A 17353-nucleotide genomic window follows, 5' to 3' on the forward strand; every position below is an offset into this window, starting at 1 on the left:
TTTGCCCGGAGGAAAACGACATGGCTCAATCCAACCTGCTCGAGGTCGACTGGAGCAAGATCCCCGCACCGGTTGACGACGGCGGGGCGGCGCATCTCGTCGGCATGACGATGCCGCCGGTCACGCTGCTCGCCACCGACGGTAATTCGGTGACGCTGTCCGCGCTGGCCGGCCGGACCGTGGTGTTCGCTTATCCCCGCACCGGGGAGCCCGGCAAGATCAGTCTCGTCGACGACTGGGACATGATTCCCGGCGCGCGCGGCTGCACGCCGCAGACCTGCTCGTTCCGCGATCTGTTTGCCGAGTTGAAGGCGGCCGGGGCCAGGCAGGTGTTCGGCCTTTCAACCCAGGACAATGCGTACCAGACCGAGATGGCTTCGCGGCTGCATCTGCCGTTTCCGGTACTGTCAGATGACAAGCTAGAGCTGACCCGCGCGCTGAATCTTCCGACCATGGAAGTCGCCGGACTGACACTGATCAAGCGGCTGGCGCTGATCATCGACGACGGCCGCAACCGCCACGTGTTTTATCCGGTGTTCCCGCCGGACCGAAATGCCGCCGACGTGCTGGCGTGGTTGAGAGAGAATTCTGCTTGAAGCGCAGTAATTAGACCCTCATGGTGAGGAGGCGCATAGCGCCGTCTCGAACCATGCCCCGCTAGTGCCACTCATCCTTCGAGACGCGCTTCGCGCTCCTCAGGACGAGGTGTGACAGAGGCGCACGACCAATGAGCGAGGCGCACCTGCGACCCTGCCAATCTACACGTCCAAATCCTTGCGCACTTTCGCAAACACCTCGCGAAACATCTTCGGCGTGAGCACGCCGGTGTTCGTGTTGTATCGCGAGCAGTGATAGCTGTCGTATAATTGAATGTTACTCGCCTTGTGTACGGCGCCGTGCGCAAAGGGGCAGGCGGCATTGCGGAGGCCCAGCGCCTTCAACGTCGATTCGTGGGCGATCCGCCCGAGCGCCACGATCGCGCGTAGTTTTGGCATGGTCGCAATGGTCGTAGCCAGGAATTGCCGGCAAATGTTGATCTCGACAGGCAGCGGTTTGTTCTGCGGCGGCACGCAGCGCACAGCGTTGCTGATCCGGCAATCGACCAGCCTCAGTCCGTCATCCGGCCGCGCCTGATAGGCACCTTTCGCAAAACCGTATTCGAGCAAGGTCGCATACAGGAGGTCGCCGGCGTAGTCGCCGGTAAACGGCCGTCCGGTCCGGTTGGCGCCCTGCAGGCCAGGCGCCAGGCCGACGATCAGCAGTTGCGCGTTGGCATCGCCGAATGAAGCGACCGGCGAGTTGTGCCAGCTTGGCTCGCGCTTGCGCGCCTCGGCGCGAAATTCGGCGAGCCGCGGGCAAAGCGGGCAGTTGCGGTCGGGCTCAGCAGCAGTGGGGGCGGGGAGGCCAGCCATGTGTCAAAGCGATTTCGAGCAAAAGCCAGCCACGGACTTGATCCAGTGTCGATACCGGTTCGCGTTAGGCAAGCGCGCCAAACAAAAAGCCCCGGTTCTGTTTTCAATCAGAACCGAGGCTCTAGCAGCGTACCGTCTTATTCTCAATCGTCGAAATCATCGTCGGCGCCCCGCGGTGCCACCGTGCTCGCGCGCTGAAGGAATTGCGGGGAATGATGACGCGGCTCGCGCGGGGCAGGGCGCTCGGAGGGATCGCGGCCCAGTTTTGATTGCAGCTCGACGAGATCGGTGAAGACGTCGGCCTGGCGGCGCAGTTCGTCGGCGATCATCGGCGGCTGGCTTGAAATGGTCGAAACGACGGTGACGCGAACACCGCGGCGCTGCACCGCTTCGACCAGCGAGCGGAAATCGCCATCGCCCGAGAACAGCACGATCTGATCGACATGCTCGGCGAGTTCCATGGCGTCGACCGCGAGCTCGATATCCATGTTGCCCTTCACCTTGCGGCGGCCGGAAGCGTCGATGAATTCCTTCGTTGCCTTGGTGACCACGGTGTAGCCGTTGTAGTCGAGCCAGTCGATCAGCGGCCGGATCGAGGAGTATTCCTGATCCTCGATGATCGCGGTGTAGTAGAACGCACGCAACAGCGTCCCGCGGCTCTGAAATTCCTTGAGAAGGCGCTTGTAATCGATGTCGAAGCCGAGCGTCTTGGCCGTTGCGTAGAGGTTGGCGCCATCGATGAAGAGCGCAATCTTGTTGGAAGCTGGTGACATCAAATGGTTCTCACGTTGTTGTTAGCTTTTCTAGCGCAGCGGAAATCGACCGCGCGCACTTTCCAGTTCTGTTGCCTAAAGTTCGGTGAATCGTGCCGCGCGACAGTCACCACTGCAATTATGGTGAGGCGAGGGCGAAAAACCTATACTTTTGACGCTGCAATGAAGAGATTTACTTGTCCTGTACGGCAACCTCGCCGTGTCCGGACCCTCCGGCCCCGAATTTTCTGGCCCCGGGAACTGGGGTTAGCAGAGCCCATTAGGAAGGCAAATCACAATTTAGTCTTGCGAAACGGCCCCTGCCGCTATAACTAGCGCCCGATACCTGCAGATTTGGCCCCATTAACGGAGCGACAGTCTATGGCGCGCGTCACCGTGGAAGATTGCATTGATAAGGTCGACAACCGGTTCGACCTGGTGTTGCTGGCAGCCCATCGCGCCCGTATGATCTCGTCCGGATCACAACTCACGGTTGATCGCGACAACGACAAGAACCCGGTCGTTTCGCTCCGGGAAATCGCCGATTCCACTATTTCCCCGGAAGACCTCCGCGAGGAACTGGTCCATTCCCTGCAGAAATTCGTCGAGGTCGACGAGCCTGAGGCCGATACCGTGCCTTTGATCGGCTCGGCTGGCGCCAGCGTCGATGCCGACGACACCGAGGTCGCGGTCGAGCGCATGACCGAGGAAGAACTCCTCAAGGGCCTCGAAGGCCTGGCGCCGCCGGAAGAGCAGCCCGAAGAGGACGAGTAATCCGGAACACCCGGCCGTCCCAGACTCCCCGATTTGCCAAAGGCCCGGACATCCGTCCGGGCCTTTGCTTTTGTTGACAATTTTGCGGTTACAATGCGTCCTTATCCGGCGTGGCCGAAATCGGCTGGCTCGTTGGGCAAGGCAGGCCGTCGTGTCAGGCGTCGAACGGCCGCAGCCCAAGCGAAATTGAACCGTTTCACGGCCCGGGCGGCGTGCATCGCCGATCGAAAACGCATTAGATAAGTAAACGGCGAGACCCTTGGGGTCTGGTGGAAAAGGTACTGATGTGATGGCGTATTGGCGCCGCAACTCCCGGCAGATGCAGGCCGCAACCGGCGGGGTCGCGGTCGCGCCGTCGTCGCCCGTGGCGGAGAAGCCCAAATCGCCGCGCTCGCGCATGATGCGGCAATACGATCTGGTCGAACGCGTCCGCTCGTATAACCCCGAGACCAACGAAGACCTGCTTAATCGCGCCTATGTCTACGCCATGAAGGCGCACGGCACGCAGACGCGGGCATCCGGCGATCCCTACTTCTCGCATCCGCTCGAGGTCGCGGCGATCCTGACCAACCTCAAGCTCGACGACGCCACCATCGTCGCGGCGCTGCTGCACGACACCATCGAGGATACCGAGGCGACGCGCGCCGAGATCGACAACATCTTCGGCCATGAGATCGGCGCGCTGGTGGAAGGGCTCACCAAGCTGAAGCGGCTGGAGCTGGTCTCGCGCGAAGCCAAGCAGGCCGAGAACCTGCGCAAGCTCTTGCTGGCGATTGCCGATGACGTCCGCGTGCTCCTGATCAAGCTCGCCGACCGCCTGCACAATATGCGCACGCTGGAATTCGTGCCGCACGCCTCGCGCCGCCGCATCGCCGAGGAGACGCTGGACATCTATGCACCGCTCGCCGGCCGCATGGGTATGCATGAGATGCGCGAGGAGCTGGAAGATCTGTCCTTCCACGTGCTCGATCCCGAAGCCTACGCGGTGGTGAAGCAGCGGCTGGACGCGCTCGCCGAGCGCAACCGCAATCTGATCGGCGAGATCGAAAGCCAGCTTTCCAAGAATCTGCAAAAGAACGGAATAACCGCGCGCGTCTACGGCCGCCGCAAGCAGCCGTTCTCGATCTGGACCAAGATGGAGCGGAAGTCGGTCGGCTTCGAGCAATTGTCCGACATCTACGGCTTCCGCATCATCCTGACCGACGTTGAGGCCTGCTACCGCGCGCTTGGCGTCGTGCACACCACCTGGCCGGTGGTGCCTGGACGCTTCAAGGACTACATCTCGACGCCGAAACAGAACGACTATCGCTCGCTGCACACCACCGTGATCGGTCCCGGCAACCAGCGCGTCGAACTGCAGATCCGTACCGAGGAAATGAACCAGATCGCCGAATTCGGCATCGCGGCGCATGCCTTCTACAAGGAGGGCATGGGCTCGCCGACCGAACGGCTCAAGCACGAATCCAACGCCTTTGCCTGGTTGCGCCACACCGTCGGCATCCTTTCCGAGAGCGCCAATCCGGAGGAGTTTCTCGAGCACACCAAGCTGGAGCTGTTCCACGATCAGGTATTCTGCTTCACCCCGAAGGGCAAACTGATCGCGCTGCCGCGCCAGGCCAATGTGATCGATTTTGCCTACGCCGTGCATACCGACGTCGGCAACTCGGCGGTCGGCTGCAAGATCAATGGCAAGTTCGCGCCGCTGTCGTCCGAATTGCAGAACGGCGACGAGGTCGAGGTCCTGACCTCGAAGGCGCAATCGGCGCCGCCCTCGGCCTGGGAATCGCTCGCGGTGACCGGCAAGGCCCGCGCGGCGATCCGGCGCGCGACCCGCACCGCGGTGCGCGATCAATATGCTGGTCTCGGCCGCCGCATCATCGATCGCCTGTTTGCCCGCGCCAAGATCGAATATGCCGACGACAAGCTAACCGGCGCATTGCCGCGGCTGGCGCGCGCCTCGATCGAGGATGTGATGGCTTCCGTCGGGCGCGGCGAACTGAAAGCCTCCGACGTCGCCCGCGCCATGTATCCGGACTACAAGGAAGAGCGGCTGGTAAAGTACGGGGCGGCCAAGAAGAGCCTCGCGGTGAAATTGAAGCTGAAGTCGGAGCCGCATCCGGCGCGCTCTACCTCCGTCATTCCGGTGCGCGGCATCAATTCGGATCTGCCGGTGAAGTTCGCGCCCAATGGCGGCGCCGTGCCGGGCGATCGCATCGTCGGCATCGTCACGCCGGGCGAGGGCATCACGATCTACCCGATCCAGTCGCCGGCGCTGAAGGATTTCGAGGAGGAGCCGGAGCGCTGGCTCGACGTGCGCTGGGATATCGACGAGACCATGCCGCAGCGCTTCCCGGCGCGGATCCTGGTTCACAACGTCAACGAGCCCGGCAGCCTCGCCCAGGTCGCCACCGTGATCGCCGAGCACGACGGCAATATCGACAATATCAGCATGTCGCGCCGCTCGCCCGATTTTACCGAGCTGACCATCGATCTCGAGGTCTACGACCTCAAGCATCTCAGTGCAATTATCGCCCAATTGCGCGCCAAGGCCGTCGTCGCCAAGGTCGAACGCGTCAATGGGTAGGCGATATCGTCATTGCCGGGCAAAAGCGCCAAGAGCGTCTCTTGCGCTAAGCGACCCGGCAATCCATCCTTCTCAAGAAGATGGATGCGCGGGTCGAGCCCGTGCATGACGTTCTGTGCTATCGAAGTCGCCCGTAAGCTTGCATGTGAGTCCAGTCATGCCCGTTCCCTCGTTACGCCTCGGCGTCAATGTCGATCACGTCGCCACCTTGCGCAACGCGCGGGGCGGCGCGCGGCCGGATCCGGTGCGCGCGGCACTGCTGGCGATCGAGGCGGGCGCCGACGGCATCACCGCGCATCTGCGTGAGGACCGCCGCCACATCCGCGACAGCGACATGGCGCGGCTGAAGGCCGAGATATCGAAGCCCCTGAATTTCGAGATGGCGGCGACCGAGGACATGCTGCGGATCTCGCTGGCGACCAAGCCCCATGCCGTATGCCTGGTGCCGGAGCGGCGTGAAGAGCTCACCACCGAGGGCGGGCTCGACGTCGTCGGCCAGCACAATGCGCTGGCGCCGTTCATCGCGCGGCTCAACGATGCCGGCATCAGGGTGTCGCTGTTCATCGCGGCCGACCCCAACCAGATCGAGATGGCGGCAAGGCTGCGCGCGCCCGTGATCGAGATCCACACCGGCGGCTGGTGCGATGCGGTGGTCGATGGTCACGCTGATAAGGCCGAGGCGGAATGGCAGCGCATCGTCGAGGGCGCCGCCCTGGCGCGCGCCGCGGGGCTGGAAGTCCATGCCGGCCATGGGCTCGATTACCAGACGGCGGAGACGATTTCGGCGCTGCCCGAGATCGCCGAACTCAACATCGGCTACTTCATGATGGGGGAGGCGCTGTTCGTCGGCCTCGGCGAGACCGTGCGGCAGATGCGGGCCGCGATGGACCGCGGCCGCCAGAAAATCGCGAGCCCGCCATGATTATCGGCGTCGGCTCCGACCTGGTCGACATCACCAGGGTCGCCAAGGTGATCGAACGCCACGGCGACCGCTTCCTCGACCGCATCTTCACCGACGCCGAGCGCGCCAAGGCGGCGCGCCGCGCCAACAGCGAAAAGATGGTGGTTGCGACCTATGCCAAGCGATTCGCCGCCAAGGAGGCTTGTTCCAAGGCGCTCGGCACCGGCATTAGGCGTGGCGTGTGGTGGCGGGACATGGGCGTGGTAAACCTGCCGGGGGGCCGGCCGACCATGAAACTCACCGGCGGCGCGCTGGCCCGGCTGGAAGCGTTGACGCCGGAGGGGTTTGAGGCGCGGATCGATCTGTCGATCACCGACGACTGGCCGCTGGCGCAGGCCTTCGTCATAATTTCGGCGGTCGCACCCGGCAAATCATGAGCCGCGCAGGCGTTGGCGCCGGGGAAGCGGGTAAAACTAAAAATCGTTGATTTATCAATAGATTATGAAGTTTTGACAAGGCGCTTGATTGCGCGCCCACCAACAACCGTCTAAAAACGCCGCCAACGACGTTTTCGAGCCAGGGCCGATTCCGGTTAGCGCCGGAATTAGCTCTCAACATCAGTTATCTAGACCGTTTTCCTGACGCGAACGTACCAGGCGATTCGCGTGCGGAAAACGCTCTGCCACCGTGCGGGCGGACCCGCTGGAATTGGGAAAGCGATGAGCGTGACATCCGGGACAAAATCTGAAAGCGGCTTGGGTGAAACCATCCGCGTCGTCATTCACGCTCTCCTGATCGCGCTTGTGATCCGCACCTTCCTGTTCCAGCCCTTCAACATCCCCTCGGGATCGATGAAGGCGACGCTTCTGGTCGGCGACTACCTGTTCGTCTCGAAATATTCCTACGGCTATAGCCACTATTCGATTCCGTTGTCGCCGCCCTTGTTTTCGGGCCGCATCTTCGGCTCGGAGCCGAACCGCGGCGATATCGTGGTATTCCGCCTGCCGAAGGACGATTCCACCGATTACATCAAGCGGGTGATCGGCCTGCCGGGCGACCGCATCCAGATGCGCGAAGGCCTGCTCTACATCAACGACAAGCCGGTCAAGCGCGAACGGCTTTCCGACTTTATCGGCGAGGACCCCTGCGGTTCCGACGCCACCGCGCGCGTCAAGCGCTGGAAGGAAACGCTGCCGAACGGCGTCAGCTATGAATCGCTCGATTGCGTCGATAACGGCTTCTACGACAACACCAACGTCTATACCGTGCCCCCCGGCCATTTCTTCATGATGGGCGACAACCGCGACAATTCGACCGACAGCCGGGTGCTGTCGGCGGTCGGTTATGTGCCGTTCGAGAACATCGTCGGCCGGGCGCAGATGATCTTCTTCTCGATTGCCGAGGGCGAGCATGCCTGGATGTTCTGGCGCTGGCCGACAGCCGTGCGCTGGAATCGCCTATTCACTATCGTGCGATGAACGACGAGACAGCAATCATTCCTGACACTGCGACCCCAGACGAGGCGGGACAGCAGACTGACGCCGCCGTCGCGACCGCGCCTAAAAAGAAGAAGCGCGGCAAGGCTGCAGCCAAGGCGGCCGCGGCCGCGATCGAGGGGCGCATCGGCTACACATTCTCCGATCCCGCGCTGTTGACGACCGCCTTTACGCACGTTTCGGCCCTGAAGCCTGCGACCCGCCATCGCGCCGACAGCTATCAGCGCCTCGAATTCCTCGGCGACCATGTGCTCGGGCTGATCATCTCCGACATGCTGTACCGTGCCTACCCGCGGGCCGACGAGGGCGAATTGTCGAAACGCCTCGCCGATCTCGTGCGCAAGGAAAGCTGCGCGGACGTCGCAAAATCGCTCGGCCTGCTCGACGACATCAAGCTCGGCGCGGTGGGCGCGGGGGCGGGCGCGCGGCTGCGCAAATCCGTGCTCGGCGATATCTGCGAGGCGGTGATCGGGGCGATCTATCTTGACGGCGGCTATGCGGCGGCGTCGCAATTCGTCGAGCGTAACTGGACGGAGCGGATGCGCAAACCCCGCCGGCCGCTGCGCGATCCCAAGACGGTGTTGCAGGAATGGGCCCAGAGCAAGGGATTGCCGACGCCGGTCTACCGCGAGATCGAGCGCACCGGGCCGCATCACGACCCACAATTCCGCGTCGCCGTCGATCTGCCGGGGCTGGCGCCCGCCGAAGGTATCGGCGGCTCCAAGCGCGCCGCCGAGAAGGTTGCCGCCTCCGTGATGATCGAACGCGAAGGCGTCGGCGGCGGCAGCAATGACAGTTGAATCTTCGCCCGCCACCGCGCCTGCCGAGACCCGCTGCGGTTTCGTCGCGCTGATCGGCGCCCCCAATGTCGGCAAGTCGACGCTGGTCAACGCGCTGGTCGGCTCCAAGGTCACCATCGTCTCGCGCAAGGTGCAGACGACCCGCGCCCTGATCCGCGGCATCGTAGTTGAGGACAATGCGCAAATTATTCTGGTCGATACGCCCGGCATCTTCTCGCCGAAGCGGAGACTGGACCGCGCCATGGTTTCCACCGCCTGGAGCGGCGCCCATGACGCCGACCTCGTCTGCGTGCTGCTCGACGCCAAGGCCGGAATCGACGAGGAGGCCGACGCGATCCTGGGCAAGCTCGCGACGGTCGCGCACCCGAAAATCCTGGTGCTGAACAAGATCGACCTGATCCCGCGCGAAAAGCTTTTGGCGCTGGCGGAGGCCGCCAACGAGCGCATGAAGTTCGACCACACCTTCATGATCTCGGCACTGCAGGGCGACGGCGTCGATGACCTGCGCAAGACATTGGCGAAGAGCGTGCCGCCGGGACCGTTCCACTATCCGGAGGACCAGATGTCGGATGCGCCGCTGCGGCATCTGGCGGCGGAGATCACCCGGGAAAAGATCTACCGTCAGCTCCATCAGGAACTGCCGTATCAATCGACCGTCGAGACCGACACCTGGACCGAGCGCAAGGACAAGTCGGTCCGGATTGAGCAGACGATTTTTGTCGAGCGCGAAAGCCAGCGCAAGATCGTGCTCGGCAAGGGCGGCGCCACCATCAAGTCGATCGGCGCGGATTCGCGCAAAGAGATCGCGGAGATCCTGGGCGTGCCCGTGCACCTGTTCCTGTTCGTCAAGGTGCGCGAGAACTGGGGCGACGATCCCGATCGCTATAGGGAAATGGGACTGGAATTTCCCAAGGAATGATCAGCCAGCACTCAGGCGCAATAACAAAGAACAAGCCCGATGACCCTACCAAGAAACGTGCTGTGGTTTGAGGTTTTGCTGTATCTGTCGTTGACGCTGGATGCGGTGTCGGTGGCGTTCCAGGACCGCACGCCGACGGCGAAGATGACGGAGCAGATGATCAACACCGGAACGCTGATGGCGGCCGGGCTGATCCTGCTGCTGGTCTATTTCGTCCGGCTCGCCGCCGAGCACCGCAAGAACTGGCCGCGCTGGGTGCTGACGGGAGCCCTGGTGCTGTCGGTGATTTCGCTGGTGCAGATCATCGGCGAGAAGGGCCTTCAGTTCGACAGCGGCATCGAGGTGATTTCCTGCGCGCTGACCGCGGCGGGGCTGTACTTCTCCTTCACCGGCGACGCGGTGGGCTGGTTCAACGCGTGATTTGTTGCAGTCATTCCGGGGCGCGAAGCGAACCCGGAATCTCGAGATTCTCAGGTGCGCAATTGCGCACCATAGTTCGATGCTTTGCATCGCCCCGGAATGACGAACGGAGAGACCGCTGCGCTCTCCACCCAAATGCTGTAAACTCCCGCCCATGGAATGGACCGACGAAGGCATCGTGCTGGGGGTGCGGCGGCATGGCGAATCCTCCGCCATTGTCGAGCTGCTGACACGCGAGCATGGCCGTCATCTCGGCCTGGTGCGCGGCGGGGCCTCGTCGCGGATGCGGCCGCTGCTGCAGCCCGGCAACAGCGTCACCGCGGTGTGGCGGGCGCGGCTCGACGAGCATCTCGGCACCTATGCCATCGAGGGTACCCGGCTGCGCGCGGCGACGCTGCTTTCGTCCTCCCACGCCGTTTATGGGGTCACCCATCTGGCCTCGCTGGCCCGCCTGCTGCCCGAGCGCGACCCGCACGGGGACATCTTCGAGATGCTCGACCGGACGCTCGACGACTTCGAGGATGCCGGCGGCGCGGCGGCCCACCTCATCCGGTTCGAACTTGCGATGCTGGCTGAACTCGGTTTCGGCCTTGATCTGGAAAACTGCGCCGCTACCGGCGAGACCACGGACCTGATCTACGTCTCGCCCAAATCCGGCGGAGCGGTCTCGCGGCGGGCTGGCGAGCCCTACCGCGACCGGCTGCTGCGGCTGCCGGCCTTCCTGCGCGAAGGCGAGGGAGGGGCGAACGACTGGTCGGACCAGGACCTGCAGGATGGCTTTCGGCTGACCGGTCTGTTCCTGCTCCGCCACGTGCTGGAACCGCGCGGGCAGGGCCATTCCGACGCCAGGGACGGGTTCATCAACGCGGTGACTCGGCGTCGCGCGCGAATCAGCTCGTCGGCTTGAGCGGATCCCTCCACACCGTCGTCCCTGCGAACGGAGGGAGCCATACGCTGCAGCCCTTCGATTGAAGCTGTGGCCTGAGCCATTTTTTGCCACAAACGCTTGTGGTTATGGGCCCCTGCGTTCGCAGGGACGACGTCAGAAAACGCGGCCCCATTCGCGGCTTGCCCGATTCACCGCAAAAGTTTAACGCCTCTCCATGGGAAAACGACAGCTACCGCCGGAAGAACCGGCCGAAATCCACGAGGTGATGCTGCGCGATGCGCTGGAAGAGCGCTATCTCGCCTATGCTCTCTCGACCATCATGCACCGCGCTCTGCCGGACGCCCGCGACGGGCTGAAGCCGGTGCACCGGCGCATTCTCTACGGCATGCGCCTGCTCAGGCTTGACCCCGGCTCGCCGTTCAAGAAGTCGGCCAAGATCGTCGGCGACGTGATGGGCTCGTTCCATCCGCATGGCGACCAGGCGATCTACGACGCCATGGTGCGTCTCGCCCAGGATTTCGCCTCGCGCTATCCGCTGGTCGACGGCCAGGGCAATTTCGGCAATATCGACGGCGATAACCCGGCCGCCTACCGTTACACCGAAGCGCGCATGACCGAGGTCGCGCGGCTGCTCCTGGACGGCATCGACGAGGACGGCGTCGAGTTCCGCGCCAATTACGACGGCCAGAGCAAGGAGCCGGTGGTTCTGCCCGGCGGCTTTCCGAACCTGCTCGCCAACGGCGCGCAGGGCATTGCAGTCGGCATGGCGACCTCGATCCCGCCGCACAACGTCGCCGAACTCTGCGACGCCGCGCTGCATCTGATCGACAAGCCCGAAGCGAAATCCAAGTCGCTCCTGAGATGGGTCAAGGGTCCGGATTTCCCGACCGGCGGCATTGTCATCGATTCCAAGGAAAGCATCGCGGAGGCCTACACGACCGGCCGCGGCTCGTTCCGCACCCGCGCAAAGTGGATCCAGGAAGAGGGCGCCCGCGGCACCTGGGTCGTGGTCATCACCGAGATTCCGTGGCTGGTGCAGAAGTCCCGGCTGGTCGAGAAGATCGCCGAGCTCCTGAACGAGAAGAAGCTGCCGCTGGTCGGCGACGTCAGGGACGAGTCGGCCGAAGACATTCGCCTCGTGATCGAGCCGAAATCCCGCGCGGTCGATCCGGCGCTGATGATGGAATCCTTGTTCCGGCTCACCGAGCTCGAAAGCAAGATTTCGCTGAACCTCAACGTGCTGATCAAGGGCAAGATCCCGAAGGTGGTGGGGCTTGCGGAATGTTTGCGCGAATGGCTCGACCATCTGCGCGACGTGCTGGTACGCCGCTCCAACTACCGCAAGACCCAGATCGAGAACCGGCTCGAAATCCTCGGCGGTTATCTGATCGCCTATCTGAACATCGACAAGGTGATCAAGATCATCCGCACCGAGGACGAGCCGAAGCCGGCGCTGATCAAGGCGTTCAAGCTGACGGACATCCAGGCCGACGCCATCCTCAACATGCGCCTGCGCTCCTTGCGCAAGCTGGAAGAGTTCGAAATCCGCACCGAGGACAAGAACCTCCGCAACGAATTGAAGGGCATCAAATCGCTGCTCGGCTCCGAAGCCGAGCAATGGTCCAAGGTCGGCGAGCAGGTCCGCAAGGTCCGCGACATTTTTGGACCGAAGACGCCGCTCGGCAAGCGCCGCACGCAATTCGCCGACGCGCCCGAGCATGATCTCGCCGCGATCGAGGAGGCTTTCGTCGAGCGCGAGCCGGTGACGGTCGTGATCTCGGAAAAGGGCTGGGTGCGAACGCTCAAGGGCCACGTCGAGGATATCTCGGGCCTTGCGTTCAAGACCGACGACAAGCTCGACCACGCCTTCTTCGCCGAAACCACGTCGAAGCTCCTGCTGTTCGCGACCAACGGTAAGTTCTACTCGCTCGACGTCGCCAAGCTGCCCGGCGGCCGCGGCCATGGCGAGCCGATCCGCATGTTCATCGACCTCGAGCAGGACGCGGCGATCGTCTCGCTGTTCGTCAACAAGGGCGAGCGCAAGTTCCTGATCGCGAGCAGCGAGGGGCAGGGTTTTGTGGTCAAGGAAGAGGATTGCGTCAGCAACACCCGCAAGGGCAAGCAGGTTCTCAACGTCAGCATGCCGGCCGAGGCCTGCGCGATTGCGACCGTGCAGGGCGATACGGTTGCTGCGATCGGCACCAATCACAAGATGGTGCTGTTCCCGCTCGACCAGGTGCCGGAGATGGCGCGCGGCCGCGGCGTGCGTTTGCAGAAATATTCCAGCGCGAAACTCTCCGACGTCGCGGTGTTCGAGTTCAAGGCGGGCCTGACCTGGAAGGATTCCGCAGGCCGCGAGCAGAGCATGAGCGCCAAGGACCTGGCCGACTGGCGCGGCAACCGCGCCGATGCCGGCCGTCTCGCGCACGGTTTGCCGAAGTCGAACAAGTTTTTGCGCGGCGTGGAGTAGCGGTGAGGTGGTTGCCGTCCTCCCTGCGAACGCATGCGAAAGCAGGGACCCATAACCACAGCCATTTGTGATTAGCCTTCGCTGAAGCTCCATCTCGCTTCAATGGTCGGACAGCGGCGGTTATGAGTCCCGTCAAGGCAGGGACGACGGCGGAGCTAGCCGTACGACCGTATCTCCTCACCGTAATAGTATTCGAAATTCCGCGCGCTATATAAGTCGCCGAACCGGACGAGGCGGAATGGCGCACGATCACCACCACAACCACTCCCATGGGCATGGTCATTCGCGCGGCCACGCCGGCCACAGCCATGCGCCCGATAGCTTTGGCTGGGCATTCGCGATCGGCGCCTCGCTCAACACGGCGTTCGTCATTGCCGAGCTGATCTTCGGCTATGCCGCCAATTCGCTGGCCCTGATTTCGGATGCCGTTCACAATCTCTCCGACGTGATCGCGCTACTGCTGGCGTGGGGCGCGGCGTGGCTCGCCGAGAGAAAGCCGACGCATCGGCACACCTATGGCTATCGCCGCGCCTCGATCCTGGCGGCGCTGTTCAATGCCGGCCTGCTGCTGGTTGCGGTCGGCGGCATCGTCGTCGAAGCGGTCAACCGGCTGTACAGCCCGGCGCCGGTTGCGGGCTGGACCGTCGTGCCGGTCGCCGCGCTGGGTGTCGCCGTCAACGGCTTCACCGCGCTGCTATTCATGCGCGGCCGTCACGGCGATCTCAACATTCGGGGCGCCTATCTGCACATGGCAGCCGATGCTGGCGTCTCGCTCGGCGTGGTGGTTGCGGCGCTCATCATCATGATGACGGGATGGCTGTGGCTTGATCCCGCCATCAGCCTTGTCATCGCGGCCGTGGTGTTCTGGAGCGGATGGGGGCTGGCGCGCGACAGCGTCAATCTCGCGCTCGACGGCGTGCCGCGCGGCATCGATCTGGCGCAGGTGCGGGACTATCTCGCCGGGCTGGAGGGCGTCTCCGAGGTGCATGATCTCCACGTCTGGGCGATGAGCACCAACGAAACCGCGCTGACCGCGCATCTGGTGCGGCCCGGAGGGAGCGACGACGCGTTCCTGCATGGCGTCTGCGAAGAACTCTCGCACCGCTTCAACATCCATCACAGCACGTTGCAGATCGAAGTCGATCCCGCCGTCTGCAAGCTGGCGCCCGCCGAACGGGTGTAGTTCCGTAGGATGGGTAGAGCGCAGCGAAACCCTCAATCCCTCCGCCGCGCGAAGATGGATATCGCTTCACCCATCCTACGCAACCAAGTCTTCCGCCGGTCGCGAAGAGGCAGGCGCCGACGCCGACGATTGGCGCGTGTCTGCGTTCCAGGAAGCCTCACTTTCGCTCCTTGATCTGGCCGCTGCTATCGACGACGAGCCGCACTTCCTTGCCGTCCTTCATCGCCTTGGCGGTGGTACCTTCGGCCGTCGACTTGATGTCGCTGACCTGCGAGTAGCCAGCCGCCTGAATCTTGGCGATGAGTTCCTCCTGCGTCAGGGCATAAACGGGTGATAATCCCGCCGCGATCGCCAGCCAGATGGTTGTGTGGAAGATCGTCCGTTTGCGCATGCTCTTGCTCCTGGTGATATCCCTGCCCAGGTGAAGGCCGGTCCAGTCCGTAGTGTTCCCCTAGATGACGCCAACAGATCGCAGCAGGATGCCCGTGACGCATGAAGCGGCCAGAACGACGAGCATCCCGATGTTGAAGCGGAAGATTGCGGTTGCCGCCGCGATCGACAGGACGAGCGCCGGCAGGTCGATGCTGGCCAGCACGGGCGCGTCGAACGACAGACCGAATCCTTGAACCGGAAAGGCCTGCCGGAACACGGTGTGTAGCGCGAACCAGATCGACAGATTGAGGATCACGCCGACGACCGCCGCGGTGATCGCCGAGAGCGCGCCGGCGAGCGCCTTGTTGCCTCGCAGCGCCTCGATGTAGGGCGCCCCGACGAAGATCCAGAGGAAGCAGGGTGCGAAGGTCACCCAGGTCGCCAGCAACCCGCCGAGCGTGCCGGCGAGCATGGGCGACAGCCCGCTCGCCTCGCGGAATGCAGCCATGAAGCCGACGAACTGGACGACCATGATGAGAGGTCCGGGCGTGGTCTCCGCCATTCCGAGGCCGTCGAGCATCTCCCGCGGTGTGACCCAGTGGTAGTATTCGGCGGCCTGCTGCGCGACGTAGGCCAGCACGGCGTAGGCTCCGCCGAATGTCACCATCGCCATTTTGCTGAAGAAGATCGCGATTTGGCTGAAGACATCGTTCGGTCCCAGCGCAATGAGGAACGCGAAGACGGGAACGAGCCAGATGGCTAGCCAGACCGCCAAGATCCGCAGCATGCGCGACGTGTTCGGTCGGACATGTTCGGGAATCCCTTCGCCGAGCATGCTGTCGATCATGGCAGAATTCTTTCCGCCATGTTCCAGAGCCGCGAATTCCGGCCTGCCAAGCCGGGCACCGACGAAGCCGATGGAGGCGGCGGCGACAATGATCAGTGGAAACGGCACCCCGAAAAAGAAGATCGCGACGAACGCGATCGCCGCCAGCGCAATCATCACGCGGTTGCGCAGTGCGCGCTTGCCGACGCGGACGACGGCATGCACGACGATCGCCAGCACCGCGGCCTTCAACCCGAAGAACACCGCCTCGACGAGGCCGACATTGCCGTAGGCGGCGTAGATGTAACTCAAGCCCATAATGGCGATGATGCCGGGCAGGATGAAGAGGCCGCCGGCCATGATGCCGCCGGCGGTCCGGTGCAACAGCCAGCCGATATAGGTTGCCAACTGCTGCGCCTCGGGGCCCGGCAACAGCATGCAGTAGTTCAGCGCATGCAAGAACCGGCTCTCGGAGATCCAGTTCTTCTCCTCGACCAGGATACGGTGCATCACCGCGATCTGCCCGGCCGGGCCACCGAAACTGAGTGCGGCAACCCGCAGCCAGACCCGAAAGGCCTCGCCGAAGCTGATGCCGTGACCAGCTTCCCGGCTGGCACCGGCTTCGGCCGCCTTGTCGATCGTCGCTTCCATTACGATTTCGCCTTGTTGGTTGGCCAATTGTGGGTCTCGCTGGTCGCGTCGCGGCACCAGCGGTAGAATGCGTCGTACAGCGTCATGCCCGCTTCGAGCTGTTCGAGATCGTCATCGAACATGCGCGACAGGCCGAGGGAAGCAGCAAGCAGGCCGGGCGCCTCCGGCGACAGATCAAGCCTTCCAGTGTCGGCGCCGCGCACCATCGCCGCCAGCCGCAGCAAGGGCGGCGTCGCCAGGCCAAATTCCTCGACCATGACGTCGAAGGTGCAGAACTCGCCGCGGTGGCTCCAAGACACATTCTCGACATCGAAGGGGGCGGCGTTGAAGCGCTCGCCGACCGCGAGCACCTCCGCCGGCGTGACGAACAGGAACACCGCATTCGGATCGACGAACCGGCGGATCAGCCAGGGGCAGGCGATGCGGTCGATCTTTGGCCGCGCGCGCGTGACCCAGACGGTGCGGCCATTTGCGTCACGCGCCGGCAGTTTTTCTGCGGGCACCAGCGGCAGCTTGGCCGCCTTCCAGCCTTCAAAACCGCCGTCGAGCGCCTCGGCCGCGACGTCGAGATGCCGCAGCCAGGCGGCGGTGCCCTGCGCCAGTTTCTGGCCGCGCAGGCAGACGACGATGGCCGATTGGCCGGAAAACTCTTCGCCCCAGTCGGCGGCCTGCTCATGGTTACGCCTGACCGCGCCGGGAATCAGCCGCGGGTCGGCGGCGAAATCCTCGTCGGTGCGAACGTCGATCAGGGCAGGCCTGTTCGCCGTGCCGATCAACCGGGAAAGCTTGTCGGGAGATATCGTGGTGTAGGATGACATGGCTGCGCCCTCGTCAAAAGAAACGGGACGCGATACTTGGGCATGTCGCCTCGTGGGGAGATCGCAATAATCCCCATGGCTCGAAT

The 17353-nt window shown here is 63.5% G+C and carries 17 protein-coding genes; 12 read left to right on the forward strand and 5 right to left on the reverse strand.

Features of this window, described 5'->3' with window-relative positions; all coding sequences use genetic code 11:
* Positions 1-20 precede the first annotated feature (20 nt).
* Complete coding sequence (locus HCN50_RS24225) at positions 21-596, forward strand: peroxiredoxin (protein WP_171712402.1); 576 nt, start codon at positions 21-23, stop codon at positions 594-596.
* Positions 597-758: 162 nt separating this feature from the next.
* Here HCN50_RS24225 and HCN50_RS24230 read toward each other — a convergent pair whose 3' ends face one another.
* Both HCN50_RS24230 and HCN50_RS24235 read right to left on the reverse strand, forming a co-directional pair.
* On the reverse strand, positions 759-1412 hold the full coding sequence (locus HCN50_RS24230) for a uracil-DNA glycosylase (protein WP_171712403.1): 654 nt from the start codon (positions 1410-1412) through the stop codon (positions 759-761).
* A gap of 143 nt (positions 1413-1555) precedes the next feature.
* The gene (locus HCN50_RS24235) at positions 1556-2185 is read right to left on the reverse strand and encodes a LabA-like NYN domain-containing protein (protein ID WP_171712404.1); all 630 of its coding nucleotides are present in this window, start codon (positions 2183-2185) and stop codon (positions 1556-1558) included.
* A 360-nt stretch (positions 2186-2545) separates the two neighbouring features.
* Between HCN50_RS24235 and rpoZ the strand changes: the two genes are divergently transcribed.
* The 11 genes from rpoZ to HCN50_RS24290 all read left to right on the forward strand — a co-directional run bounded on the left by rpoZ (position 2546) and on the right by HCN50_RS24290 (position 14600).
* Positions 2546-2938 (forward strand): DNA-directed RNA polymerase subunit omega, encoded by a 393-nt coding sequence (gene rpoZ, locus HCN50_RS24240; protein ID WP_171712405.1) that lies wholly within the window; start codon positions 2546-2548, stop codon positions 2936-2938.
* Positions 2939-3227: 289 nt separating this feature from the next.
* A complete protein-coding gene (locus tag HCN50_RS24245; RefSeq protein ID WP_235977187.1) occupies positions 3228-5522 on the forward strand; it encodes a RelA/SpoT family protein in 2295 nt (764 codons plus the stop codon).
* 157 nt (positions 5523-5679) lie between these two features.
* Positions 5680-6444 (forward strand): pyridoxine 5'-phosphate synthase, encoded by a 765-nt coding sequence (locus HCN50_RS24250; RefSeq protein WP_171712406.1) that lies wholly within the window; start codon positions 5680-5682, stop codon positions 6442-6444.
* Positions 6441-6860 (forward strand): holo-ACP synthase, encoded by a 420-nt coding sequence (gene acpS / locus HCN50_RS24255; protein WP_171712407.1) that lies wholly within the window; start codon positions 6441-6443, stop codon positions 6858-6860. Before HCN50_RS24250 ends, acpS begins: the two co-directional genes overlap by 4 nt.
* Positions 6861-7142: 282 nt before the next feature.
* A complete protein-coding gene (gene lepB, locus HCN50_RS24260) occupies positions 7143-7901 on the forward strand; it encodes a signal peptidase I (protein ID WP_171582013.1) in 759 nt (252 codons plus the stop codon).
* Entirely contained in the window at positions 7898-8719 is an 822-nt protein-coding gene (gene rnc / locus HCN50_RS24265; RefSeq protein WP_171712408.1) for a ribonuclease III, read from the forward strand. The genes lepB and rnc overlap by 4 nt, the downstream gene beginning before the upstream one ends.
* Positions 8709-9638, forward strand: a complete 930-nt coding sequence (era, locus tag HCN50_RS24270; RefSeq protein WP_171712409.1) for a GTPase Era — start codon at positions 8709-8711, stop codon at positions 9636-9638. Before rnc ends, era begins: the two co-directional genes overlap by 11 nt.
* Positions 9639-9677: 39 nt before the next feature.
* Positions 9678-10058, forward strand: a complete 381-nt coding sequence (locus HCN50_RS24275; protein WP_171712410.1) for a hypothetical protein — start codon at positions 9678-9680, stop codon at positions 10056-10058.
* A gap of 154 nt (positions 10059-10212) precedes the next feature.
* Complete coding sequence (gene recO, locus HCN50_RS24280; protein WP_171712411.1) at positions 10213-10965, forward strand: DNA repair protein RecO; 753 nt, start codon at positions 10213-10215, stop codon at positions 10963-10965.
* A 196-nt stretch (positions 10966-11161) separates the two neighbouring features.
* The gene (parC, locus tag HCN50_RS24285) at positions 11162-13417 is read left to right on the forward strand and encodes a DNA topoisomerase IV subunit A (RefSeq protein WP_171712412.1); all 2256 of its coding nucleotides are present in this window, start codon (positions 11162-11164) and stop codon (positions 13415-13417) included.
* 238 nt (positions 13418-13655) lie between these two features.
* Positions 13656-14600: a cation diffusion facilitator family transporter gene (locus HCN50_RS24290; protein WP_171712413.1), complete on the forward strand. Its 945-nt coding sequence runs from the start codon at positions 13656-13658 to the stop codon at positions 14598-14600.
* A gap of 157 nt (positions 14601-14757) precedes the next feature.
* Here the strand turns inward: HCN50_RS24290 and HCN50_RS24295 are convergent, their stop codons facing one another.
* The 3 genes from HCN50_RS24295 to HCN50_RS24305 are packed head-to-tail and all read right to left on the reverse strand — an operon-like array spanning position 14758 to position 17267.
* Positions 14758-14991 (reverse strand): hypothetical protein, encoded by a 234-nt coding sequence (locus HCN50_RS24295; RefSeq protein WP_171712414.1) that lies wholly within the window; start codon positions 14989-14991, stop codon positions 14758-14760.
* Between the two features lie 60 nt (positions 14992-15051).
* Positions 15052-16449, reverse strand: a complete 1398-nt coding sequence (chrA, locus tag HCN50_RS24300) for a chromate efflux transporter (RefSeq protein ID WP_171712608.1) — start codon at positions 16447-16449, stop codon at positions 15052-15054.
* A complete protein-coding gene (locus HCN50_RS24305; protein ID WP_171712415.1) occupies positions 16449-17267 on the reverse strand; it encodes a chromate resistance protein ChrB domain-containing protein in 819 nt (272 codons plus the stop codon). The genes chrA and HCN50_RS24305 overlap by 1 nt, the downstream gene beginning before the upstream one ends.
* Positions 17268-17353: the final 86 nt, after the last annotated feature.

The organism is Bradyrhizobium archetypum, from assembly GCF_013114835.1.
In the GTDB taxonomy this organism is placed as follows: Bacteria; Pseudomonadota; Alphaproteobacteria; order Rhizobiales; family Xanthobacteraceae; genus Bradyrhizobium; species Bradyrhizobium archetypum.